General features: G+C 73.9%; 16 protein-coding genes and 1 riboswitch. Of the genes, 13 read left to right on the plus strand and 3 right to left on the minus strand.

Annotated elements, in window-relative coordinates:
* Positions 1–53: 53 nt before the first annotated feature.
* Positions 54–2,765, minus strand: coding sequence for an MXAN_6230/SCO0854 family RING domain-containing protein (locus tag ABZ449_RS24600; protein WP_360349610.1), 2,712 nt, complete (start codon positions 2,763–2,765; stop codon positions 54–56).
* A 550-nt stretch (positions 2,766–3,315) separates the two neighbouring features.
* Here ABZ449_RS24600 and ABZ449_RS24605 point away from each other — a divergent pair.
* The 9 genes from ABZ449_RS24605 to ABZ449_RS24645 all read left to right on the plus strand — a co-directional run bounded on the left by ABZ449_RS24605 (position 3,316) and on the right by ABZ449_RS24645 (position 14,942).
* Positions 3,316–5,091, plus strand: coding sequence for a 3-hydroxybutyryl-CoA dehydrogenase (locus ABZ449_RS24605; RefSeq protein WP_360349613.1), 1,776 nt, complete (start codon positions 3,316–3,318; stop codon positions 5,089–5,091).
* 263 nt (positions 5,092–5,354) lie between these two features.
* Entirely contained in the window at positions 5,355–6,278 is a 924-nt protein-coding gene (locus tag ABZ449_RS24610) for a TetR family transcriptional regulator (RefSeq protein ID WP_360349616.1), read from the plus strand.
* Between the two features lie 369 nt (positions 6,279–6,647).
* Complete coding sequence (gene ccrA, locus ABZ449_RS24615) at positions 6,648–7,985, plus strand: crotonyl-CoA carboxylase/reductase (protein ID WP_360349619.1); 1,338 nt, start codon at positions 6,648–6,650, stop codon at positions 7,983–7,985.
* A gap of 10 nt (positions 7,986–7,995) precedes the next feature.
* Positions 7,996–10,026 carry a protein meaA gene (locus ABZ449_RS24620; RefSeq protein WP_360349622.1) on the plus strand — a complete coding sequence of 677 codons (2,031 nt, stop codon included), beginning with the start codon at positions 7,996–7,998 and terminating at the stop codon, positions 10,024–10,026.
* 42 nt (positions 10,027–10,068) lie between these two features.
* On the plus strand, positions 10,069–11,031 hold the full coding sequence (locus ABZ449_RS24625) for a CoA ester lyase (RefSeq protein WP_360349625.1): 963 nt from the start codon (positions 10,069–10,071) through the stop codon (positions 11,029–11,031).
* An 11-nt stretch (positions 11,032–11,042) separates the two neighbouring features.
* A complete protein-coding gene (locus ABZ449_RS24630; protein ID WP_359961015.1) occupies positions 11,043–11,546 on the plus strand; it encodes a MaoC family dehydratase in 504 nt (167 codons plus the stop codon).
* 146 nt (positions 11,547–11,692) lie between these two features.
* On the plus strand, positions 11,693–12,895 hold the full coding sequence (locus tag ABZ449_RS24635) for an acyl-CoA dehydrogenase family protein (RefSeq protein ID WP_360349628.1): 1,203 nt from the start codon (positions 11,693–11,695) through the stop codon (positions 12,893–12,895).
* 489 nt (positions 12,896–13,384) lie between these two features.
* Positions 13,385–14,077 carry a phosphatidylserine decarboxylase gene (locus ABZ449_RS24640; RefSeq protein ID WP_224280704.1) on the plus strand — a complete coding sequence of 231 codons (693 nt, stop codon included), beginning with the start codon at positions 13,385–13,387 and terminating at the stop codon, positions 14,075–14,077.
* 40 nt (positions 14,078–14,117) lie between these two features.
* The gene (locus ABZ449_RS24645; RefSeq protein ID WP_359903462.1) at positions 14,118–14,942 is read left to right on the plus strand and encodes a CDP-alcohol phosphatidyltransferase family protein; all 825 of its coding nucleotides are present in this window, start codon (positions 14,118–14,120) and stop codon (positions 14,940–14,942) included.
* Positions 14,943–15,120: 178 nt separating this feature from the next.
* On the opposite strand, the gene ABZ449_RS24650 is transcribed toward ABZ449_RS24645, so the two are convergent.
* Both ABZ449_RS24650 and ABZ449_RS24655 read right to left on the minus strand, forming a co-directional pair.
* Positions 15,121–16,446, minus strand: coding sequence for a hypothetical protein (locus ABZ449_RS24650; protein WP_360349631.1), 1,326 nt, complete (start codon positions 16,444–16,446; stop codon positions 15,121–15,123).
* Positions 16,447–17,190: 744 nt separating this feature from the next.
* Entirely contained in the window at positions 17,191–18,297 is a 1,107-nt protein-coding gene (locus tag ABZ449_RS24655) for an alpha/beta hydrolase (RefSeq protein ID WP_360349634.1), read from the minus strand.
* A gap of 330 nt (positions 18,298–18,627) precedes the next feature.
* A riboswitch (cobalamin riboswitch) is annotated at positions 18,628–18,761 on the plus strand.
* A gap of 107 nt (positions 18,762–18,868) precedes the next feature.
* Here ABZ449_RS24655 and ABZ449_RS24660 point away from each other — a divergent pair.
* From ABZ449_RS24660 to cobO, 4 genes are all read left to right on the plus strand, one after another.
* Positions 18,869–19,885, plus strand: a complete 1,017-nt coding sequence (locus ABZ449_RS24660) for a cobalamin biosynthesis protein (RefSeq protein ID WP_360349637.1) — start codon at positions 18,869–18,871, stop codon at positions 19,883–19,885.
* Positions 19,882–21,420, plus strand: a complete 1,539-nt coding sequence (locus ABZ449_RS24665; protein ID WP_360349640.1) for a cobyric acid synthase — start codon at positions 19,882–19,884, stop codon at positions 21,418–21,420. The genes ABZ449_RS24660 and ABZ449_RS24665 overlap by 4 nt, the downstream gene beginning before the upstream one ends.
* A gap of 82 nt (positions 21,421–21,502) precedes the next feature.
* On the plus strand, positions 21,503–23,623 hold the full coding sequence (locus tag ABZ449_RS24670; RefSeq protein WP_360349643.1) for a putative cobaltochelatase: 2,121 nt from the start codon (positions 21,503–21,505) through the stop codon (positions 23,621–23,623).
* A 6-nt stretch (positions 23,624–23,629) separates the two neighbouring features.
* Positions 23,630–24,235: a cob(I)yrinic acid a,c-diamide adenosyltransferase gene (gene cobO, locus ABZ449_RS24675; RefSeq protein WP_360349646.1), complete on the plus strand. Its 606-nt coding sequence runs from the start codon at positions 23,630–23,632 to the stop codon at positions 24,233–24,235.
* Positions 24,236–24,240 lie beyond the last annotated feature (5 nt).

Here is a 24,240-nt window from a genome sequence, read left to right on the forward strand (position 1 = left end):
GGGCCGGGTAACTCCCCTATCGGGTGGTCCTCTTGGCGGCCCTGCTCATCCGTTCACTCGTTCGGGGCGAACCTGGCGGTCAACTCCCCCGCGGTGATCCGCTCCAGGGTGTCCGGGGCGGCGTCGGTCGGGCCCGGGTAGAGCCGGTAGAGCGTCCCGCCCAGCTCGACCGGCGCGGGCACGTCGGCGTGCACCAGCGCGGCGAACGCCCGGGTGCCGGCCAGGCGTTCGGCGATCAGCCGGCCGGTGTCGTCCGGCCGCTGCTCGGTGCGCCGGTCGCTCCGGTGGCGGGCGCGCACCCGCTCGGCGAAGGCGCTCACCGGCTCGTCCGCGCCCCGCCGGTAGACGTCGAGCCCGAGGCCGGTCCGGTCGCGGACCAGCACCTCGGAGCTGCCCGCCGCGGCGGTGGCGCAGGCGAGGTCCCACAGGGTGGCCCGGGCGCCGGGGGCGAAGTGTCCGAGCACGTCGGCGGCCAGCGAGCCGATCCGCGCGTGGTGCCGGGCGAGGTTGTGGAACCCGCTGTCGGCACCGACGTTGAGGTCGGTCCAGGTGTAGTCGCGGCGCTGGAGGTCGACGATCACCGGCACGCAGATCCTGGCGTCCCCGGCGAGATCGAGGCGCTGGCGCACGCTCCTGGGGTGGAAGCCGCCCTTGCGCGTGCGGGCCGCCTCGGACGGGGTCAGGGTCATGAAGCCGGCGAAGGCGTGGGTGAGGTCCTCGAACGGGACGTCGTTGTAGCTGAACACCACGACCACGGCGTACCGGGCCCGGGCCTCGCCCAGCGCCCGCAGGTCGAGGTCGACGAACTCGGTGGCGCCGTGCGGCGGCGGGGCGGTGGTGAAGTCCCCGGAGTGGACGGCGGCGCGCGGACCGAGGACCAGCCGGGTGTAGTCGCACAGGCCGGTGAACTGCCACTGCTCGTCGTAGAAGGCGACCGACAGGTCGAGGTCGACCCGCTGGTGCGGGCGCTGCGTCCAGTGCACGAACAGCCGCAGGTGCTGCCCGTCCGGCAGCCCCTGCACGCTGCCGCGCGGCACGGCGACCAGGGACTTGGCGCTGGCGCGCTCGGCGAAGGGCACCACCAGGTCGGCCAGCGCGGCGTCCAGCACGGCCACCTCGTAGCGGCCCGCCTCCCGCGCCGTCCGCTCGGCCCGGCGCAGCAGTTCGGCCTCGATCAGGGCGCAGACCGGCGCGCCGAGGGCGGCCGGGACGACCGTGCCCCAGTCGGAGCGGGAGTGCGCCGAGGCGACCCGGCCGCGCGGGAAGTACAGCCGCCGCTCGCCGGCCCGGCGCGGCGCGCGCAGCCGCCCGTACGCACCGAGCAGCGGGCCGGGCGCGACCGCGCGCAGCGCTCCCGGCAGGGCCTCGGCGAGTTCGGCGGGCAGCGGCTCGCCGGGGCTCCAGTCGGCGTGCACCCGCAGCAGGTGGTGCAGTCGGCGCACCAGTTCGCCCGGGCGGCGGGCCAGCAGCCGGACGGCGGCGGGCAGGTCGCCCTGTCCGAGGGCGTGCTCGACCCGGGCGGCGAAGGTCTCCACGGTCAGCCGGGTGTGGCCGCCGGGCGTCTCGCGCACCCGCAGCGGGGCGGGCGCCTCCCGCAGCAGCGGGCCGAGGCCGTGCAGGTCCAGATCGCTCTGCCGGACCACCGCGAACGCGGCCGCCGCGTACGGGAAGCGGGCGCGGTGCTCGTACGGGTGCAGCAGTTCGCCGGCGCGCAGCCAGGGCTCGCGGTGGCGGCGCAGGTCCTCGGCGAGGGTGCCGACCGGGAGCGCGTCCAGGACGGCGAGCAGTTCGCGGCGCAGCGGGCGGGGCAGGTTGCGCAGGCGCAGCGTGCGGGCGGTCTGCGGCAGCAGGTCGGGTTCGGCGCCGGACCACGCCCAGATCAGCCGCAGCACGTCGGTGGCGGTGGTGAGGTGGGCGGCGAGCAGCGGGCGGACGGTCTCCCGGTCGCGGTGCAGCAGGGTGGCCAGCACGGTGGCGCGGATCTCCCGGACGGGGATCTCGGCGGGCAGCCAGCCGGCCGGGTCGGCCGGGGCGTGCCGCAGCAGCAGGGCGAGGTCCTCGCGGTCCTGCGGGCTCAGCGGGGTCCGCCGGGCGAGCAGGGCGGCCAGCGCGGCGCCGGCGAGTGCGGCCGTGTCGGCGGCCTCGGCCAGGCGCAGCGGCTTGAGCAGCTGACCGGGCCGCAGTTCGGCGGCGGCGTTGCGGGCGGCCCTGGTGTCGAGCGCCAGGTGGCGCCGGCGCTCCAGCGGGACGTGGCAGAAGGGGCAGCTGTCGCCGCGGCCCTGCTCGACCAGTTCCTCGTGGCACTCGCCGCACAGCAGGTGGGCGCACGGGGCGAGGGCGCCGACCCCGGCCTCCAGGCTGCTCCGCGCGCAGCTCAGGCAGATCTGGCCCGCCTGGCAGAGCAGGAAGCCGCGGATCATCGCGGAGTAGGAGGCGTGGGCGTGCGAGGGCACGGAGCCGGGGAAGCCGCGGAACAGCGGCTGGTGCGGACGGTCGGCGCCGAGCTCGGCGTCGATCCGCTCCAGCAGTCCCGCCCCGTTCTCGGCGAGCGCCTGCGGGCGGAGCCGCCCGAGTGCGGCCCGCAGCGGGGCGGTCAGGACGTATCCGCGCCGCACCAGGTCGGCCTCCAGGGCCACCAGGCCCCTGGCCGTCCACGGGTCGGGCTCCTCGGGCGCGGCCGGGCCCGGGACCAGGACCGTCCCGTGACGGCGCAGCAGGTAGGCGGCCAGTGCGGCCTCGGGCACCACGGCGTTCTGCTTCTTCACTGCTCTTCCCCCGGTGGATACGACAAAGCGGGGGCGGAGAGTGGGCGCACTCGGGTCATTTTGGAGATGAGTGAGAAGGAAGCACGCCGCGGAGCCGCCCCCGCGTCGGTCACCCTAGCGAAAGCCCGCCCGCGACCCGAACGGTTTTCCGCCCACGCCCTCTTCCTACTCGCGAGTAGCTTCGCTACAGTGGCCGGACACGCACCTCCGCCGGGCTTCGGGAGCCGCACCGGCGGCAGGCCGCGGTCGCCGTTTCTCCGGCGCCCGCGCGGTGCGCCTTCACCGGCAGGTGCCGCGGACCGCGGCGGGCCGGGTTCCTCCTCGTATCAGAGCCGCTTCCTTCACCTTCGAGCGCCTGAGCACCACGGCACATCCGCAGTTCGGCCGGAGCGGACCGGCCGCTGCCCGGGTGCGCCGAACCCCGTCATCTCCCCAGCCCCCGCGCGTGGACCCTCCTCCTCCGGCGGCGGCCGCCCCCGGCGTGCGCCCGGGCGCGGCGGCGTGCCCGCCGGAGCACGCGCGGGCCCTTCATGACTAGGAGTCAGGACAGATGGAGCGTCCCTTCCCCACTGTCGCCGTCGTCGGCCTCGGCACGATGGGTGCCGGCGTCGCGGTGGCGGTCGCCAAGAGCGGCCGCCGGGTGATCGGCATCGAGGCCACCGAGGACTCGGCCGCCCGGGCGCTGGCCCGGATCGAGGAGGCCACCGCGCACGCGGTGGACCGGGAGCGGCTGACCGCCGAGGAGCGCGCCGGGCTGCTGGCCCGGATCTCCGTCGGCCACGAACTGGCCGCCGCCGCCGGGGCGGACCTGGTGATCGAGGAGGTGCCCGAGCAGCTGGAGCTGAAGCGGGAGGTCTTCGCCGAGCTGGACCGGATCTGCCCGCAGACCACCGTGCTGGCCACCGGCACCACCGCACTGTCGGTGACCCGGATCGCCGCCGCGACCTCCCGCCCGGACCGGGTGCTGGGCCTGCACTTCTTCAACCCGGTGCACACCATGAAGCTGGTCGAGGTGGTCCGCACCGTGCTGACCTCCCCGCGGACCGCCGAGGACGCCGCCGAGTTCGCCCGCGACCTCGGCAAGGAGCCGGTGGCGGCCGGCGACCGGGCCGGCTTCGTGGTGAACGGCCTGCTGTTCGCGTACCTGAACCAGGCCGCCGCGATGTTCGAGTCCAAGTACGCGTCGCGGGAGGACATCGACGCCGCGATGCGGCTCGGCTGCGGCCTGCCGATGGGCCCGCTGGCGCTGCTCGACCTGATCGGCGTCGACACCGCCCGCACCGTGCTGGAGGCGATGTACGAGCAGTCCCGGGACCGCCTGCACGCGCCCGCCCCGATCCTCGGCCAGCTGGTCGCCGCCGGGCTGCTGGGCCGCAAGAGCGGGCGCGGCTTCTACACCTACGAGGCGCCGGGCTCGTCCCGGGCCGTGGACGCGGCCACCGGGCCGGGCCTGCCGAAGGTGCCGGGCCGGGAGGTGCGCAGCGTCGGCGTCTGCGGCTCGGGGACGATGGCCACCGGCATCGCCGAGGTCTTCGCCAAGGCCGGGCACCCGGTGCTGCTGGCCGCCCGCAGCCAGGAGAAGGCCGAGCGGGCCAAGGCGCAGCTGGCGAAGTCGCTGGAGCGCTCGGTCGCCAAGGGCCGGCTGACCGACGAGCAGCGGGACGCCGCGCTGGCGCTGGTCACCCCGGTCGGCCGGTACGCCGAGCTGGCCGACGTGGACCTGGTGGTCGAGGCGGTGGCCGAGGACCTGGCGGTCAAGCGGGAGCTGTTCGCCACCCTGGACAAGATCGTCAAGCCGGGCGCGGTGCTCGCCACCACCACCTCCTCGCTGCCGGTGATCAGCTGCGCGACCGCCACCACGCGGCCGCAGGACGTGATCGGCATGCACTTCTTCAACCCGGCCCCGGCGATGAAGCTGGTCGAGGTGGTCTCCACCGTGCTGACCTCGCCGGACGTCACCGCCACCGTGCTGGAGCTGACCGCCAAGGTCCGCAAGCACCCGGTGGAGTGCGGCGACCGGGCCGGCTTCATCGTCAACGCGCTGCTCTTCCCCTACCTGAACGACGCGGTGCGGATGCTCCAGGAGCACTACGCGACGGTGGACGACATCGACACCGCGATGAAGCTCGGCTGCGGCTACCCGATGGGCCCGTTCGAGCTGCTGGACGTGGTCGGCCTGGACGTCTCGCTGACGATCGAGCAGGTGCTGCACCAGGAGTTCCGCGAGCCCGGCCTCGCCGCCGCGCCGCTGCTGGAGCACCTGGTCGCGGCGGGCTGCCTGGGCCGCAAGACCGGCCGCGGCTTCCGCGACCACGCGCGCCGATGACCACGCCGCAGCCGTACGGATCCCCGCCGCCCGGGGCGCAGCCCCACGGCGGGGCTGCCTCCGGCAACGGCACCCCGCCGTACGGCCCCGCGTCCTCGGCGTCCTCCGCGTCCTCCGCGTCCTCCGCGTCCTCCGCGCGCCCCGGCTGGAGCCCCGGGACGGTGTCCGCCCGCTGGCCCCGTCCGGCCGTGACCGGCCCGGTCGCGCCGGTGCGGCGGGGAAGGGCCGTGGCCGCGCCGTCCGGGCCGTGTAGCGTTCCGGACATGGATCGGGTTCAGTCAACCTCCCCGCAGCACCCCGCCGGGCCGCACGGCGGCGCCGACCGGACCGCCCCCTCGACCGGGGGCACCGGGCCGGACGGCGGGCCGGGCAGCCGCCGGGCGGCGGCACAGCGCCAGCAGATGCGCCAGGACCTGGCCACGGCCGCGATGGAGCTGTTCGCCTCGCAGGGCTACGAGGAGACCACGGTCGACCAGATCGCGGCCGCCGCCGGGGTGGCCCGGCGCACCTTCTTCCGGTACTTCCGGTCCAAGGAGGAGGCGATCTTCCCGGACCACGACGACACCCTGGTGCGGGTGGCCGACCTGCTGGCCAGCGCGGAGCCGGAGGAGCACCCGCTGGACGTGGTGTGCCGCGGCATCAAGGAGGTGCTGCGGATGTACGCCTCCACCCCGGGGGTGTCGGTCGCGCGGTACCAGCTGATCCGTCAGGTCCCGGCGCTGCGCGAGCGGGAGATCGCCGTGGTGGCCCGCTACGAGCGGCTGTTCACCCGCTACCTGCTGGGGCGCTTCGACACCAGCGAGTCCATCCCGTCCGGCTGGCAGCGCGGCGGCGAGGACGACTCGATGCTGGCCGAGGTCTCGGCGGCGGCGGTGGTCGCGGCGCACAACCACGTGCTGCGGCGCTGGCTCCGGGCCGGCGGCCGGGGCGACGTGGAGGCGCAGCTGGACCACTCCTTCGAGGTGATCCGGCGGACCTTCTGGGCCGCCAGCGCGCCGGGTGCCAGGCGGCGGGGCTCACTGGTGGCACCGGGTGCCAGTGGGACCCCGGGTGACATCGGGGCGGAGAGCGCACTGAGTGCCAGCCCCGGAGGTGAGGTCCTCATCACAGTCGCCCGGACGGACGCCCCGCTGGAGGTCGTCGTGGACAGCATCCGGGCCGCACTGAGTGGCGCCCGGGAGTCATAGCCACAGCATTTACGCAGGTCAGAGCGGCATCAAGGGCCCGCGCCGAGGAATCGGCGCGGGCCCTTCGCATGTCCGCGCAACGCGCGTCGCGCGGGCTCGGAAGCCGTCGGAATTCGTGACACCCGGTGTCTTTACGAGTGGCACAGGGTGCCACTACCTTGTTACCCACCAGTCGCGGCGCCGCGGCTCCCCACCTCGGCGCGCCGTCGTCCGGCGTTCCCACACCCCGGGAGCAGAGCCAGCACCCGCCCGGTCCACCCCGGGCGCCCAGCCTGACCCGCCCACCACCCACCTCAGCGAAGCCGGTGTCCGCTCCCGGCTCCCCCAGACGCCCTGTGCCCTCACACAGGTACGCCTTCGGAGGCAGCCATGCAGGAAATCCTCGACGCGATCATCAGCACCGACACCACGTCGGCGGACTTCGCGGCGATCGAGCTCCCCGAGTCCTACCGAGCGGTGACGCTCCACAAGGACGAGGAGCAGATGTTCGCGGGCCTCGACAGCCGCGACAAGGACCCCCGCAAGTCCCTTCACCTCGACGAGGTCGCCCTGCCCGAGCTGGGCCCCGGCGAGGCCCTGGTCGCCGTCATGGCGAGCGCGGTGAACTACAACACCGTCTGGAGCTCGATCTTCGAGCCGGTCTCCACCTTCGGCTTCCTGGAGCGCTACGGCCGACTGTCGCCGCTCACCAAGCGCCACGACCTGCCGTACCACGTGGTCGGCTCCGACCTCGCCGGCGTGGTGCTGCGCACCGGTGCCGGGGTCAACGCCTGGAAGCCGGGCGACGAGGTCGTCGCGCACTGCCTCTCGGTCGAGCTGGAGTCCGCGGACGGCCACAACGACACGATGATGGACCCGGAGCAGCGCATCTGGGGCTTCGAGACCAACTTCGGCGGCCTGGCCCAGCTGGCCCTGGTGAAGACCAACCAGCTGCTGCCCAAGCCCAAGCACCTCACCTGGGAGGAGGCCGCCTCCCCCGGTCTGGTCAACTCCACCGCGTACCGCCAGCTGGTCTCGCGCAACGGCGCCGGCATGAAGCAGGGCGACAACGTGCTGATCTGGGGGGCCAGCGGCGGCCTCGGCTCGTACGCCACCCAGTACGCGCTGGCCGGCGGCGCCACCCCGATCTGCGTGGTCTCCAGCGACGCCAAGGCCGAGATCTGCCGCGCCATGGGCGCCGAGGCGATCATCGACCGCTCCGCCGAGGGCTACCGGTTCTGGAAGGACGAGCACACCCAGGACCCGCGCGAGTGGAAGCGCCTGGGCGCCAGGATCCGCGAGTTCACCGGCGGCGAGGACGTGGACATCGTCTTCGAGCACCCGGGCCGCGAGACCTTCGGCGCCTCGGTGTACGTCACCCGCAAGGGCGGCACCATCGTCACCTGCGCCTCCACCTCCGGCTACATGCACCAGTACGACAACCGGTACCTGTGGATGTCGCTCAAGCGCATCGTCGGCTCGCACTTCGCGAACTACCGCGAGGCCTTCGAGGCCAACCGCCTGATCGCCAAGGGCAAGATCCACCCGACCCTGTCCAAGGTCTACTCCCTGGAGGAGACCGGCCAGGCCGCCCTCGACGTGCACCACAACAAGCACCAGGGCAAGGTCGGCGTGCTCTGCCTGGCCCCCGAGGAGGGACTCGGCGTCACCGACCCGGAGTTCCGCGCCCAGCACATCGACGCCATCAACCGCTTCCGGAACGTGTGAGACGGATCAGATGACCGAGCCTCAGAAGCGCGACCGTCCCTGGCTGATGCGCACCTACGCCGGCCACTCCACCGCGAGCGACTCCAACGCGCTCTACCGGCGGAACCTGGCGAAGGGCCAGACCGGCCTGTCCGTCGCCTTCGACCTGCCGACCCAGACCGGCTACGACTCCGACCACGTCCTCGCCCGCGGCGAGGTCGGCCGGGTCGGCGTCCCGGTCGGCCACGTCGGCGACATGCGCGCCCTGTTCGACGGCATCCCGCTCGAACGGACCAACACCTCCATGACGATCAACGCCACCGCCATGTGGCTGCTGGCGCTCTACCAGGTGGTCGCCGAGGAGCAGGGCGCGGACATCGCCAAGCTCACCGGCACCACCCAGAACGACATCGTCAAGGAGTACCTGTCGCGCGGGACGCACGTCTTCCCGCCCGGCCCGTCGGTGCGGCTGATCACCGACATGATCGCCTACACGGTCGGCAACATCCCCAAGTGGAACCCGATCAACATCTGCAGCTACCACCTGCAGGAGGCCGGGGCCACGCCCGTCCAGGAGATCGCCTACGCGATGTGCACCGCCATCTCGGTGCTCGACGCCGTGCGCGACTCCGGACAGGTGCCGGCCGAGCGGATGGGCGAGGTGGTCGCCCGGATCTCCTTCTTCGTGAACGCCGGCGTGCGCTTCGTCGAGGAGATGTGCAAGATGCGCGCCTTCGCCCGGCTGTGGGAGAAGGTCACCCGGGAGCGCTACGGCGTCACCGACCCCAAGCAGCGCCGCTTCCGCTACGGCGTCCAGGTCAACTCGCTCGGCCTGACCGAGGCCCAGCCGGAGAACAACGTCCAGCGGATCGTCCTGGAGATGCTGGCCGTCACCCTCTCCAAGGACGCCCGCGCCCGCGCCGTCCAGCTGCCCGCCTGGAACGAGGCGCTCGGCCTGCCCAGGCCCTGGGACCAGCAGTGGTCGCTGCGCATCCAGCAGGTGCTGGCGTACGAGTCGGACCTGCTGGAGTACGGCGACATCTTCGACGGCTCCGAGGTGATCGAGGCCAAGACCGACGAGCTGCTGGCCGGCGCCGAGGCGGAGATCGCCAAGGTGCTGGAGATGGGCGGGGTGATCCCGGCCGTCGAGTCCGGCTACCTGAAGTCCAACCTGGTCGCCTCGCACGCCGCCCGCCGGGCCCGGATCGAGTCCGGCGAGGACAAGATCGTCGGGGTGAACTGCTTCGACACCACCGAGCCGAGCCCGCTCACCGCCGACCTCGACACCGCGATCATGGTGGTCGACCCGGCCTCCGAGCAGTCCGTGCTCGCCGCCCTGGAGGCCTGGCGCGCCGAGCGCGACGAGGCCGCCGCCCAGGCGTCGCTGGCCGAGCTCAAGGCCGTCGCCGCCACCGGGGCCAACCTGATGCCGGCCACGCTCGCCTGCGCCCGGGCCGGCGTCACCACCGGCGAGTGGTCCTTCGCCCTGCGCGAGGTCTTCGGCGAGTACCGCGCGCCCACCGGCGTCGGCGGCGCCCCCGTCGCGGTGCCCGCCGAGCCCGGCGGCGAGCTGGAGCAGGTCCGTGCCGCGGTCGCCGCCACCGCCCGGGAGCTGGGCGCCGGCAAGCTGCGCCTGCTGGTCGGCAAGCCCGGCCTGGACGGGCACTCCAACGGCGCCGAACAGATCGCCGTCCGGGCCCGCGACGCCGGCTTCGAGGTGGTCTACCAGGGCATCCGGCTGACCCCGGAGCAGATCGTCTCCGCCGCCGTCGCGGAGGACGTGCACTGCGTGGGCCTGTCCATCCTCTCCGGCGCGCACGGCGAGCTGGTGCCCGACGTCCTGAAGCGGCTGCGCCGCGCCGGGGTGGAGGATGTCCCGGTGATCGTGGGTGGCATCATCCCGGCAGCGGACGGCGAGGCCCTCAGGGCCGCCGGCGTCGCCGCCGTGTTCACCCCGAAGGACTTCGGCATCACGACCATCATCGGCCGGATCGTGGACGAGATCCGGCTGGCCAACGAGCTCCAGCCGTGGACGCCCGCACCGACCGCGGCCACGAACTGAACAGCTGACCAGCTGACCACTGGGAAGGGACCCTCGATTCTCATGACTCCTGTCAACCGCCTGCGCCCGCGCCGCTCCTGTCTCGCCGTGCCGGGCAGCAACCCGCGCTTCCTGGAGAAGGCCCAGGGCCTGCCGGCCGACCAGGTCTTCCTCGACCTGGAGGACGCCTGCGCCCCCCTGGTCAAGGAGAGCGCGCGCCACAACATCGTCGACGCGCTCAACAACGGCGACTGGGGCGGCAAGACCCGCGTGGTCCGGGTCAACGACTGGACCACCCACTGGACCTACCGCGACGTGATCACCGTGGTCGAGGGCGCCGGCCCCAACCTCGACTGCATCATGCTGCCCAAGGTGCAGGACGCCGAGCAGATCAAGGCGCTCGACCTGCTGCTCACCCAGATCGAGAAGACCATGGGCTTCGAGGTCGGCAGGATCGGCATCGAGGCGCAGATCGAGAACGCCAAGGGCCTGATCAACGTCGACGCCATCGCCGAGGCCTCGCCCCGGCTGGAGACCATCATCTTCGGCCCCGCCGACTTCATGGCCTCCATCAACATGAAGTCGCTGGTCGTCGGCGAGCAGCCGCCCGGCTACAACGCCGACGCCTACCACTACATCCTGATGCGCATCCTGATGGCCGCCCGCGCCAACGACCTCCAGGCGATCGACGGCCCGTACCTCCAGATCCGCAACCAGGAGGGCTACCGCGAGGTCGCCCGCCGCTCGGCCGCCCTCGGCTTCGACGGCAAGTGGGTGCTCCACCCGGACCAGGTCGCCGCCGCGAACGAGATCTACTCGCCCTCGCAGGAGGACTACGACCACGCCGAGCTGATCCTCGACGCGTACGACTACTGCACCTCCGAGGCGGGCGGCGCCAAGGGCTCCGCCATGCTCGGCGACGAGATGATCGACGAGGCCAGCCGCAAGATGGCGCTGGTCGTCGCCGGCAAGGGCCGGGCCGCGGGCATGCAGCGCACCACCAAGTTCGAGATCCCGGAAAGCTGAGGGCCCACGGCATGCAGTTCGGACGCACCTACGAGGAGTTCGAGGTCGGCGCGGTCTACAAGCACTGGCCCGGCAAGACGGTCACCGAGTACGACGACCACCTCTTCTGCCTGCTCACCATGAACCACCACCCGCTCCACATGGACACCAACTATGCGGAGAAGACGACGGACTTCGGCAAGAACGTCGTGGTGGGCAACTACATCTACTCGCTGCTGCTCGGCATGTCCGTCCCGGACGTCTCCGGCAAGGCGATCGCCAACCTGGAGATCGAGTCGCTGCGGCACGTCGCACCGACCTTCCACGGCGACACCATCTACGGCGAGACCACCGTCCTCGACAAGTGGCCGTCCAAGTCCAAGGACGACCGCGGCATCGTCTACGTCGAGACCAAGGGGTACAAGCAGGACGGCACGGTCGTCTGCATCTTCCGCCGCAAGGTGATGGTGCCGACCGAGACGTACACCAAGGAGCGCGGCGGCGAGCAGCCCGGCCGTCCGACCCCGCTCTCCTGAGCCCCTCCCCTCCACAGACCCCGGACGGGGAGGCCGCCGTCATCGGCCGACCCCCACCCGGTCGGGGGCCCTGCTGCCGCAGCCACGCCGGCAGGGCCCCCGGAAATCCCCCCCCCCGCCCTCTTCAGACATTCCGGAGCCGCACGATGGGACGCCTCGCACAGACCGACGGCCTCACCGAGATCCAGCGGGACATCCTCGCCACCGTGCGGGATTTCGTCGACAAGGAGATCATTCCGGTCGCGACCGAGCTGGAGCACAAGGACGAGTACCCGACCGCCATCGTCGAGGGCATGAAGCAGCTCGGCCTGTTCGGCCTCACCATCCCCGAGGAGTACGGCGGCCTCGGCGAGTCGCTGCTCACCTACGCCCTGGTGGTCGAGGAGATCGCCCGCGGCTGGATGTCGGTCTCCGGCATCGTGAACACCCACTTCATCGTGGCGCACATGATCAACGCCCACGGCACCCAGGAGCAGAAGGACCACTTCCTTCCGAGGATGGCGGCCGGCGAGATCCGCGGCGCCTTCTCGATGTCCGAGCCGGGCCTCGGCTCCGACGTTTCGGCCATCTCCACCAAGGGCGTCAAGGACGGGGACTTCTACGTCCTCAACGGCCAGAAGATGTGGCTCACCAACGGCGGCACCTCCACCCTGGTCGCGGTCCTCTGCAAGACCGACGAGGGCGGCGACACCCCGTACAAGAACATGACCACCTTCCTGATCGAGAAGGAGGCCGGCTTCGGGCCGAACCCCCGGGTTCCCGGCCTGACCGTGCCCGGCAAGATCGAGAAGATGGGCTACAAGGGCGTCGACACCACCGAGCTGGTCCTCCAGGACGTCCGCGTCCCGGCCGACCGCGTCCTCGGCGGCGTCCCGGGCCGCGGCTTCTACCAGATGATGGACGGCGTCGAGGTCGGCCGCGTCAACGTCGCCGCCCGCGGCTGCGGCGTCGCCCGCCGCGCCTTCGAGCTCGGCATCTCCTACGCCCAGCAGCGCTCCACCTTCGGCAAGAAGATCGCCGAGCACCAGGCGATCCAGTTCAAGCTCGCCGAGATGGCCACCAAGGTCGAGGCCGCCCACCAGATGATGGTCATGGCCGCCCGCAAGAAGGACGGCGGCGAGCGCAACGACCTCGAGGCCGGCATGGCCAAGTACCTCGCCTCCGAGTACTGCAAGGAGGTCGTCGAGGACGCCTTCCGCATCCACGGCGGCTACGGCTTCTCCAAGGAGTACGAGATCGAGCGCCTCTACCGCGAGGCCCCGATGCTGCTCATCGGTGAAGGTACTGCGGAGATCCAGAAGATGATCGTCGGACGCCGGCTCCTGGAGGAGTACCGGATCGCCGACTGACCCCCGGGCCGCCCCCCGACGGACCACGTCGCCGGGCGGCCCCCTCGAACCGCCGGTCGACGGGCGTGCGGGCCCGTCCCGGCGGAGCGCCGTGCCCCGTCACGGGCCCAAGCCTGGTCCGCCTGGGTCCGGCACGGCCCTTCGGAAGCGGCCGCAGGGCGTACAGCTGCAACGACGCGCCCTGCGGCCGCTTCCGCACACCTGCTTCCGGCCGCTACGGCCGTTTCGCCCGCCGGGTTCCGTCGGCGCACCCGTTGAGACAAGAGTCACCAGCCCTGTCCGGTCCCTTGGGAACCGGACCGGGTCGAGCTACGGTCGTAGAGGTGGACGCGCACACGCGCCGCCACCGGACACATGAACGAGCAGGCGGGTTGCCCACCCACCGTGTGCTCCCGATAGCATCCACCGGGACAGCAAGCCGTCCCTCTATTACCGATCCCGCGGTGGCCCCCGTCCAGCGGCCATGATCCCCCGCGACAAAGGTCTTCGATGCCCATCAGCCCGTCCCCTCACACCTCCGTCACGGACCGCGATGCCCTCGCAGCCCCGACGGCCGGTCGGCGACCCCGCGTGACCATCGCGCGCGGAGCCACCCCCTGGTTCGTCCCCACCCTCGCCACGGCCGCCGTGACCACCGCCCTCACCCGGCGCAGCGGCAAGTGGGCCCTGGCGGCGGTACCCGCCTGCGCGCTCAGCGCTGGCATGCTGTGGTTCTTCCGCGACCCCGAGCGTGAGATCGGCACGGGCAGAGTGATCTCCCCCGCCGATGGCGTGGTGCAGAGCATCGACGCCTGGCCGGACGGCCGCACCCGGGTCGCGATCTTCATGAGCCCGCTCAACGTCCACGTCAACCGCGCGCCCCTGCCGGGCACGGTGACGTCGGTCGAGCACGTCGCGGGCGGCTTCGTCCCCGCGTTCAACAAGGACAGCGACCAGAACGAGCGGGTCGTCTGGCACTTCGACACCGAGCTCGGCGACATCGAGATGGTCCAGATCGCGGGGGCCGTGGCCCGCCGCATCGTGCCGTACGTGGACGCCGGAACCAAGGTCGAGCAGGGCGACCGGATCGGTCTGATCCGGTTCGGGTCCCGGGTCGACACCTACCTGCCGGCCGGCGTCGAGGTCGGCGTCGAGGTCGGCCAGAAGACCACAGCCGGGGTGACGCGCCTTGACCGTGACTGATCCTGAGACAATCGTCGGCCTGGACGACGAGGAGACGGCCCTGCGCCGCCGCCGCTGGGCGCGCGACCGCGAGCTGCGCGCCCCGCGCTCTCCTCAACACCTGTCCACCGCCGACTTCCTGACCCTGGGGAACGCCGTCTGCGGCTTCCTGGCGATCTACTCGATCACCACCGGGGTCCTCGTCCCGCACATCACCAACCCGGACGCGGCTCCGGACCGGCACAGCGCCGCCACGGCGGTCACGCTGCTGCTGATCGGCTCGATGTGCGACCTCTTCGACGGCCTGGTGGCGCGCAAGCTGCGCTCCTCCGCCCTCGGAGCGGAACTGGACAACCTGGCGGACCTGATCAGCTTCGGCATCGCGCCGGCCTACTTCGTCGCCGTCTGGGGCATGGTCTCCCAGGGCTCCAACAGCAAGCTGTCGGCGCTCATCGCCATCACGGTGCTGCTCGCGGTGGTGCTGCGGCTGGCCCGCTTCTCGGCCGTCAAGATGCGGCCGGGGGTGTTCCAGGGCATGCCCTGCCCGATGGGCGCGATGACGGTGATCGCCATCGTGCTGCTCGACCCGCCGTTCCTGCCCGGTCTGCTCGCCATCTTCGGCGCCGCGTACCTGATGGTCAGCCGGATCGAGTACCCGAAGCCGCAGGGGCTGCTGGCCACCGCGACGCTCTGCTGGATCGTGGTCTCCATCGGCTGCCTGGCCGCCTGGGCCACCGGGCTGCCCGGCGGAAACCAGCTGATGCACGTCGGCGCGTTCGCCCAGATCACCCTCGCGGCGATGGCGCCGCTGCTGGTCATCCGCCGCAAGGTGGGGCAGAAGGTCGGCGACGTCCGCGCCCGGCGGGCGGAGTCCCGGCTCGGCTGAGTCCCGGCTCGGCTCGGTCCGCGTGATCGTCATGGGGAAGGGCCCGGAACCTGGTGGTTCCGGGCCCTTCCCCTGTGTCGTGCGCGTCGTGACGGCTGTGTCGTGACGGCCACGGGCGATCTTGTCTCGTGACGGCTGCGAGCGCCGCGGTGGCGGCGGGTGCGGCGGGGTGCGGGGCTCAGGCGCCGCCGGTGTGCACGCTGAACGCCGAGCGGCGGGCCGCCCGGGCCACGCCCGGGTCCGGGTGCACCCCCGAGACCGCCGTCAGTACCGAGGCCGCCCGCGGGTGGCCGGACTGCCGGGCCCGGGCGAACAGCCGGACCGGGTCGCCCGCCGCGGCGCCCTCGACGTGGCCCACCAGCAGCTCGGTCTCGCCGTGGTCGAGCACCGCGGCCGCGGTGTCCACCCAGAGCCAGGCCGCGTCCTCCGCGCCCAGCACGTCCGCCGGGGAGACGCCCTCGTCGGCGCGCTCCGCCAGCCACAGCAGCGCGTAGGGGCGCAGCACCGGCTCGTCCACCGCCGCGCGCACCGCCTGCTCGGCCGGGCCGCCGGCCACCCGCAGCGCCTCGAAGGCCAGTCCGCGCACCAGCGCGTCGTCGCCCTGGGCGGCCTCCAGCAGCTCGCCCACCGCCCGGTCCGCCGGGCGGGCCGCGACCCAGGCCCGGAACTCGGCACGGGCCGGTCCCGGCGAGTAGTCCGCGCACGCGTTCAGCAGCTCGAAGGCGCTCTGCTCGATGTGCCCGGCCGCGGTCTGCGCGACGGTGCAGATCTCCTCCAGCTTGGCCCGCACCGCCCAGTGGCCGAGCGGCGACAGCTCCGCGGCATCGTTCCTGCGCACCAGGGCGCCGACGGCCGCCAGGCCGTCCAGCATCCAGTCCAGGACGGCGGCCACGTCCGAGGGCGCGGCCGGAGTGTCGATCTGCGGCGCCCGGCAGGTGCCGCGGACGGCGGAGACGGCCGAGGCCGCGTGCGGCACCGGCGACAGCCCCGGTCCGCCGAGGCCGGCGCCGACCCGGCGCTCGTCCAGGCCCCGGCGCAGCAGCTCCAGCAGCTCGCTCTCGGCGACCGGGCCGTCCACCAGGTGCAGGAAGGAGAGCAGCTGCGGGGCCTGGTCCACGGCCTGTCCGGCCAGGACGGCGAACACGCCGCGCAGCGCGGCGGGCGGCACCGGGGCGAGCAGGGTCCAGGCGTCGAACAGCGCCGACCAGCCGCGCACCACGGCCTCGTCGTCGTGCTCCCAGGCGTGCAGGCGCCAGCCGGGGCCGGCTCCGCCGTCCCGGGCCTCCACCAGGCCCACCAGCAGCGCCTGTCCCCACGCCTTGGCGGCGGCGGCGACCGTCATGGCCAGCGCCCGGCCCGCCTCACGGGCGTCCTCGGGGAGCAGCTCGCCGCGCTTGTCGACCTCGGCCAGCTCGCCGGCCCAGCGGGCGACGCGGACGGCGTCCACCAGCATCCGGCGGGCCAGCGGCGCCAGCTCGGCGGGTGCCGGGAAGCCCTCCGGCACGGGAACCCTGCCCCGCCCGGGAGCCGGAGCGGGCCCTCGCCGCCGGGGTACTCCGTTACGGGGGACACCCGCCCCGCCCGGCCTGCCGCCGGCGGGCCGTTGGGCCGTTCCGGGGAGACGGGTCACCGTCGCACCGGTACCGATCGTCGGCGGGAGCGGGGCATCACGGTCGCGCGGGTTCCGAGACGTCACGTCGAGCAGTCTTCCCCTTGTACCGGCCTTCTGTCACATCCGGTTGTCCGTACGACCGGGCGACCGCCGGTGGCACCTCCGCAAGATCGGGCAACAGCGGCAAACCGCCTGGCCGGAAACGAGTGACCTGCCCATGCCACTCGTGCCGTCCCGGTCACCGGAATTGCCCGGGCGGTCACTGCGCGTACGGGTGGGGGGTCAGGGGCCGGGTCAATAATTGCCCCTGACATCAGGGTGGATTTCGCGCGGCTCGCATGGTGGTTCGTCCTCCGCCGACTTCCGGCGGAGCTGTCCAGAACGAATCCGGACGGGCGGCGCGCGGGGTGGGGGGATCGTGCTGCGCGAGAAGTCGGACTGGCCGACTTCTCGCGCGCCGTGGGCGGAATGGGGGAAACGTTCATTCGTGGACGGGGGGAAGCGCACCGGAAAAGGTCGTCGGGCGCCGCCGGAAACGCCCGCACGAGGAGGGGGGCGAGGGCCCGGCTCGTGGGTTCCGCGGGACTCCGGGACCTTCCCCGTCCCGGGGCCCGGCCACGAGCCGCGGGAGTCGCCCTACAGCAGCGGCGTGAGCCAGCGGCGGAGGAGTTCGGTGTAGCGGTCGGGAGCGGTGTTCCAGAGGGTGGCGTGGTCGGCCCCGGGGAAGGGCTGGAGGCTGACCACGTCGCGACGGGCGGCGGCCAGCTTCTCGGCGGTGCCGAAGGGCGCGATCCGGTCCTCGGGGCTGTGCAGGAGGAGGGTGGGCACCCGCAGGTCGGTGCCCTCGGCGATGCGGCCGAAGTCGGCGAGGTCGACGCCGGTGCGGCCCTCCGCGGCCAGGGCCCCGAGCTCGGCGGCGACGCCCTGGAAGCCGGCCCGGGCGGCGTCCCGGCGGGCGGAGGCCGGGAGGTCGAGCACCGGCGAGTCGAGGATCAGGCCGCTGATGGCGTGCGGCCAGGCGGAGCGGGCCGCGGTCTGGAGGACCATGGTGGCGCCGAGGGACCAGCCGTAGAGGATCACCCGGCCCGCGCCGCTGTCGAGCGCCAGCCGTACCGCCGACTCGATGTCGCGCCACTCGGTCTCGCCGAAGTGGCTGAGCCCGTCCGGGGAGGCGGGGGCGCCGCGGTCGCCTCGGTAGGTGACGGCGAGGGCGGGCAGGCCGAGCCGGTCGAGGACGGGGAGCACCGGGAGGGTCTGCTGGCGGTCCGCCTCGGGGCCGTGCACCAGGATCACCCAGGTGCCGCGCTTGCCGTCGAGCCGCCAGGCGGGCAGGGCGCCGAGCTCTCCGTCGGCGGCGGTGTCGGCGAAGGCGAGGCCGAGCGCCTCGGTGGGGTCGCCGAGGTGGACGCGGGGGGTGAAGCGGACCTCGGTGCCCGGGGCGAGGGTGCCCCGGTCGGCGCGGACCAGCCGGCGGGTGACACCCGACTCGTCGCCGTGCAGGACCTCCTCGACCACCGCGTGCCCGCCGTCCGCCCACTCGACCGCCCAGCGGCCGGGGCGCAGGCTCTCGGGGGCGCGGGTGAAGGTGATCCGGCCGGGGGCGAGCTCGCGGACCAGGACCGGCCCCGACTCCTGGACGGTGGCCTCCGGACGGACCATCCGCTCGGAGGCCCGACGGCCGATCACCAGCACGGCGGCCCCGACCGCGGCGGCCGCCACGACGGCGGCGGTTCCCCAACGCATTTCGCTCCCCGCTCTGTTGCTGACGGACCGGACGGTGTTCGAGCACCAGTCCACCGGCGCCCCGCCCGCCCGGCCACCCGGCTGGGCCGTCCGGGTCACCCGGGCGGCGGCCCGACGGCGCTGAGGAGGTGCCAGAAGCGGGCGGCGAGGGTGCCGGTGGCGGGGGCGGCGCAGGGGGCGACGTGGGGCGGTGCGGCCGGCCCGGAGTGGTGCCGTGCCGGGCGTCCCACGGGGTGTCAGCGGCGTCCGCGTGTGACCAACCCCTCCGTGACCTCGGTTGACTCCCGGTTCGGGCGCGTGATGGGATCCTGGGGCCAAACGGAGGCATGGAGAGGAAGCCGGTGGAATTCCGGCGCGGTCCCGCCACTGTCACCGGGGAGCACGTTCGGAACATCGCCACGGCGGGCCGTCGACGGCCGCTGGAAGGCTCCGGGGGTGCGTCCGACCCGGAAGCCAGGAGACTCTCGCCCCCGTCACGTCGATCCAGGGCGCGGACCCTGAGTGAGGACACGCACGCGATGCAGGCTGCCCCGCCCTGCCGGACTCCGAGCCGCCCTCCGTCGTGCGCCCGATGACCGCGTCCGCACCCCCGTCCTCCTCCCCGCGCCGGCCTGCCCGCGCTCCGCGCCCGCTGGTCCGCGCCGCTGCGTTCGCGCTCGGCGCCGCCGCGGGCTACGCCGCCGACGCCCGTTTCGCCGACCCGCGCCGCGGCCACCCGGTGGCCGCCTTCGGCAGCGCCGCCACCCGGCTGGAGCGCCGGCTGTGGCGCGACGACCGCGGCGCGGGAGCCGGGTACACGGCGCTGTGCGTGGGCACGGTCGCGGCGGGCGCGCTCGCCCTGGACCGTACGGTGGGCCGGCGCCCGCTGGGCCGGGCGGCGCTGGCGGCGGCCGCGACCTGGACGGTGCTCGGCGGCACCTCGCTGACCCGGGAGGCGCGCACCATCGGCCGCTCGCTGGCCGCGGGCGACCTCGCGGCCGCCCGGGAGCGGCTGCCGCACCTGTGCGGGCGGGACCCGAGCGCGCTGGACGGGCAGCAGATCGCCCGGGCGGTGGTCGAGTCGGTGGCCGAGAACACCGCCGACGCCGTGGTGAACGCGCTGACCTGGGGCACCCTGGCCGGCACCCCCGGCCTGCTGGCCTTCCGCGCCGTCAACACCCTGGACGCCATGGTGGGCCACCGCTCGCCGCGCTACGCCCGGTTCGGCTGGGCCTCGGCCCGGCTGGACGACCTGGCGGGCTGGCCGGGCGCCCGGCTGACGGCGCTGCTGACGGTGGCCGCCGCGCCCGAGCCCCGGACCGCCTGGCGGGTCTGGCGGCGCGACGGTTCCGCGCACCCGAGCCCGAACGCGGGCCAGGCCGAGTCGGCGTTCGCCGGAGCGGTGGGCGTCCGGCTGGGCGGGACGCTGCGGTACGGCGAGCGCGTGGAGCACCGGCCCGTACTGGGTGCGGAGCTGCGGCCGGTGACGGTCGACGACATCGAGCGTGCCTGCGCGCTCTCCCGGCGGGTGGGCGCACTGGCGCTGGGTACGACGGTCGCGGGGCACGTCCTGCTGCGGACACTGCTGAAGAAGAGGGGACGGGCATGAGCAACGCGCTGCTGGTCGCGGGGACGACCTCGGACGCGGGCAAGAGCGTGGTGACGGCCGGGATCTGCCGTTGGCTCGTCCGCCAGGGCGTACGGGTCGCGCCGTTCAAGGCGCAGAACATGTCGCTCAACTCCTTCGTCACCGCCGACGGCGCCGAGATCGGCCGCGCCCAGGCGATGCAGGCGCAGGCCGCCCGGGTGGAGCCGGAGGCGGCGATGAACCCGGTGCTGCTCAAGCCGGGCGCGGACGGCCGCAGCCAGGTCGTGCTGCTCGGCAAGCCGGTGGCCGAGGTGGGCGCGCTGGACTACCGGGAGCGCAAGCCCGTCCTGCTGGAGCGCGCCCTGGAGTGCCTGGCCGACCTGCGCCGCCGCTACGACGTGGTGGTCTGCGAGGGCGCGGGCTCGCCCGCCGAGATCAACCTGCGCGACCGCGACATCGCCAACATGGGCCTGGCCACGGCCGCCGCCCTGCCGGTGGTGGTGGTCGGGGACATCGACCGCGGCGGGGTCTTCGCGGCGATGTACGGGACACTGGCGCTGCTGTCGGCGGAGGACCAGCGGCACGTGGCCGGCTGGTTCGTCAACAAGTTCCGCGGCGACGCGCGGCTGCTCGCGCCCGGGCTGGAGATGCTGCACGAGCTGACCGGCCGTCCGGTGCTGGGCACGCTGCCGATGCTGCCCGGGCTCTGGCTGGACGCCGAGGACTCGCTGGACCTGTCGACGGTGGTGGACCGGGCGGACGGGCCCGGACCGCTCGGCGCGGACGTGCTGCGGGTGGCCGTGGTGCGCTTCCCGCGGCTGTCCAACTTCACCGACATGGACGCGCTCGCGCAGGAGCCGGGCGTGCTGGTCCGCTGGGCGACCCGGCCGGAGGAGCTGGCCGACGCCGACCTGGTGGTGCTGCCCGGCACCCGGGCCACCGTCGCGGACCTCGCCTGGCTGCGCGAGCGCGGCCTGGAGCCGGTGCTGAAGGCGCGGGCGGCGGCCGGGCTGCCGATCCTCGGGGTCTGCGGCGGCTACCAGATGCTGGCGCACTCGATCGTGGACGAGGTCGAGTCGAGGGCCGGCGCCGTCGAGGGCCTCGGCCTGTTGCCGACGCGGGTGCGGTTCGGCGCCGAGAAGGTGCTGGCGCGGCCCGTCGGCGAGGCGTACGGGCAGCGGGTGGAGGGCTACGAGATCCACCACGGGGTGGTCACCGTCGAGGGCGGGGAGACCTTCCTCTCCGACGGCCGGGGACGGAGCCTGGACGGCTGCCGGGTGGGCTCGGTCCGGGGCACGACCTGGCACGGCGCGCTGGAGAACGACGGGTTCCGCCGCGCGTTCCTGCGCGAGGTCGCGGAGCTGTCGGGCCGGGCGTTCGTCCCGGCCCCGGACACCTCCTTCGCCGCGGCGCGCGAGGCCCGGCTGGACCGGCTGGGCGACCTGATCGAGGAGCACGCCGACACCGACGCGCTGTGGAAGCTGATCGAGGGCGGGGTGCCGGCGGCCGGATCGCTGCCGTTCGTGCCGCCCGGGGCCCCTGGGAGTGACGCATGAGCCGGGTAGGTCGACGGCGCCGGGCAGGAACGCAGGACCGGGCAGGAACGCAGAGCCGGGCACGACAGGAGTGGGGTACGGCATGAGTGACGTCCGCTATCCGTTCACCGCGATCGTCGGCATGGCCGACCTGCGGCTCGGGCTGCTGCTGAACGCGGTCTCCCCGGCCGTGGGCGGCGTGCTGGTGCGCGGCGAGAAGGGCACCGCGAAGTCGACCATGGTCCGCGCGCTGGCCGGCCTGCTGCCGTCCATCGCGACCGTGGACGACTGCCGCTTCGCCTGCGACCCGGCCGCACCCGACCCGCAGTGCCCGGACGGGCCGCACGTCTCCCCGTCCGCTTCCGAACGCCCCTCCCAACTGGTCGAGTTGCCGGTCGGCGTGGCCGAGGACCGGATCGTCGGCTCGCTCGACCTGGAGCGGGCGCTGGCCGAGGGCGTCAAGGCGTACGAGCCCGGACTGCTCGCCAGGGCGCACCGCGGCGTGCTCTACATCGACGAGGTGAACCTGCTCCAGGACCACGTGGTGGACCTGCTGCTGGACGCCGCCGCGATGGGCCGCTCCTACGTCGAGCGCGAGGGCGTGTCGGTGCGCCACGCGGCCCGGTTCCTGCTGGTCGGCACGATGAACCCGGAGGAGGGCGAGCTGCGGCCGCAGCTGCTCGACCGGTTCGGCCTGACCGTCGAGATCGCCGCCACCCGGGACCCGGCCGAGCGCGCCGAGGTGGTCCGCCGTCGGCTCGGCTACGACGCGGACCCGGCCGGTTTCGCCGCCCGGTTCGCCGAGGACGAGCGGGCGCTCGCCGAACACATCGTCGCGGCACGGGGGTTGCTGCCGAAGGTCGAGCTGACCGATGTGGCCCTGCGTCAGATCACCGCCGTGTGCGCCGCGTTCGAGGTGGACGGGCTGCGCGCGGACATCGTGATGGCCCGCACCGCCGTCGCACTGGCGGCCTGGGACGGGCGCTCCGAGGTGCTGGAGGAGGACGTCCGCAAGGCCGCGCAGCTGGCGCTGCCGCACCGGCGCCGCCGCAACCCCTTCGACGCGCCGGGTCTGGACGAGGAGCAGCTGGACCGGACGCTGGAGGAGCACGCGCAGCAGGAGGACCCCGAGCCCGAGGGCGACGGTCCCGGCCCGGACGGCGACGGCGGGCCCCAGGGCGGGCCGGACGGGGGCCCGGAGGACGACGGCCCGGGGGGTGGCGGCCCCGACGGCGGCGGCGCACCCGAGCCGTCCGACGGCGGCCCCGAGGGGCCGGCCTCCGAGACCCCCGCCACCGAGGGCGCCGAGGAGCCCGCGCAGCCGCCCGTGCCCGCGCAACACCCCTCCCCCGCACGGGAGTCGGCGCCGGTCGCGGCCGGGGACCCGTACCGGACCCGGCTGTTCACCGTCAAGGGCACCGGGCAGGGCGCCCAGGGCCGCCGCTCCCCCGCCGAGACCACCGGCGGGCACACCATCCGCGCCCGCCGCCCGCAGGGCGCGCTCGCCCGGCTGCACCTGACCGCGACCCTCCAGGCCGCCGCACCGCACCAGGTGGCGCGCGGGCGCAGCGGGCGTGCCCTGGTGGTGCACAAGGACGACTTCCGCGAACAGGTGCGTCAGGGACGGGAGTCCAACCTGGTGCTGTTCGTGGTGGACGCCTCCGGATCGATGGCCGCCCGGCAGCGGATGACCGCCGTCAAGGGCGCGGTGCTGTCGCTGCTGATGGACGCCTACCAGCGCCGCGACAAGATCGGCATGATCACCTTCCGGGGTGCGGGTGCCGAGCTTGCGCTGCCGCCCACCTCCTCGGTGGAGGTCGGCGCGGCCCGGCTGGAGTCACTGCCCACCGGCGGGCGGACCCCGCTGGCCGCCGGCCTGCTGCGCGCCCACGAGGTGCTGCGGGTGGAGCGGCTGCGCGACCCGAACCGGCGCCCGCTGCTGGTCGTGGTGACCGACGGCCGGGCCACCGGCGGGCGGGACGCGCTCGACCGGTCCCGTCGCGCGGCCGCGCTGTTCGCGGCACAGGGCACGGCGAGCGTGGTGCTGGACTGCGAGTCCGGCCCGGTCCGCCTGGGCCTGGCCCGCACCCTGGCCGGGCTGCTCGGCGGCACCGCCGTCAGCCTGGACGAGCTGCGCGCCGAGGGCGTGGCCTCGCTCGTCCGCGAGAGCCGTACCGAGAACCGTGGTGCCACTTCGACTGCTTCGATGCGAAAGGCGGCCTGAGCCGACATGCCCAAGGGTGTCCCCGAGAGCGTTCCCGACGACGGCCTGACGACCCGTCAGCGCCGCACGCTGCCGATCACCGCCGTGCACACCGGCCCCGGGAAGGGCAAGTCCACGGCCGCGTTCGGCATGGCACTGCGGGCCTGGAACCAGGGCTGGTCGGTCGGGGTGTTCCAGTTCGTGAAGTCCGCCAAGTGGAAGGTCGGCGAGGAGAACGCCCTGCGCGTGCTCGGCGCCTCCGGCGAGGGCGGCACCGTCGACTGGCACAAGATGGGCTCCGGCTGGTCCTGGATCCAGCGCTCCGCCGAGCAGGAGATGTCCAGCGAGGAGGCGGCCAAGGAGGGCTGGGAGCAGGTCAAGCGGGACCTCGCGGCCGAGACCTACCGCTTCTACGTGCTGGACGAGTTCACCTACCCGATGCACTGGGGGTGGATCGACCCGGAGGAGGTGGTGGCCGTGCTCGGGGACCGTCCGGGCAGTCAGCACGTCGTCATCACCGGCCGGTACGCGCCCGAGGCGCTGACCGGATTCGCCGACCTGGTCACCGAGATGACCAAGGTCAAGCACCCCATGGACGCCGGCCGCAAGGGCCAGCGCGGTATCGAGTGGTAGAGCGT

Source organism: Kitasatospora sp. NPDC005856 (assembly GCF_040629945.1).
In the GTDB taxonomy this organism is placed as follows: Bacteria; Actinomycetota; Actinomycetes; order Streptomycetales; family Streptomycetaceae; genus Kitasatospora.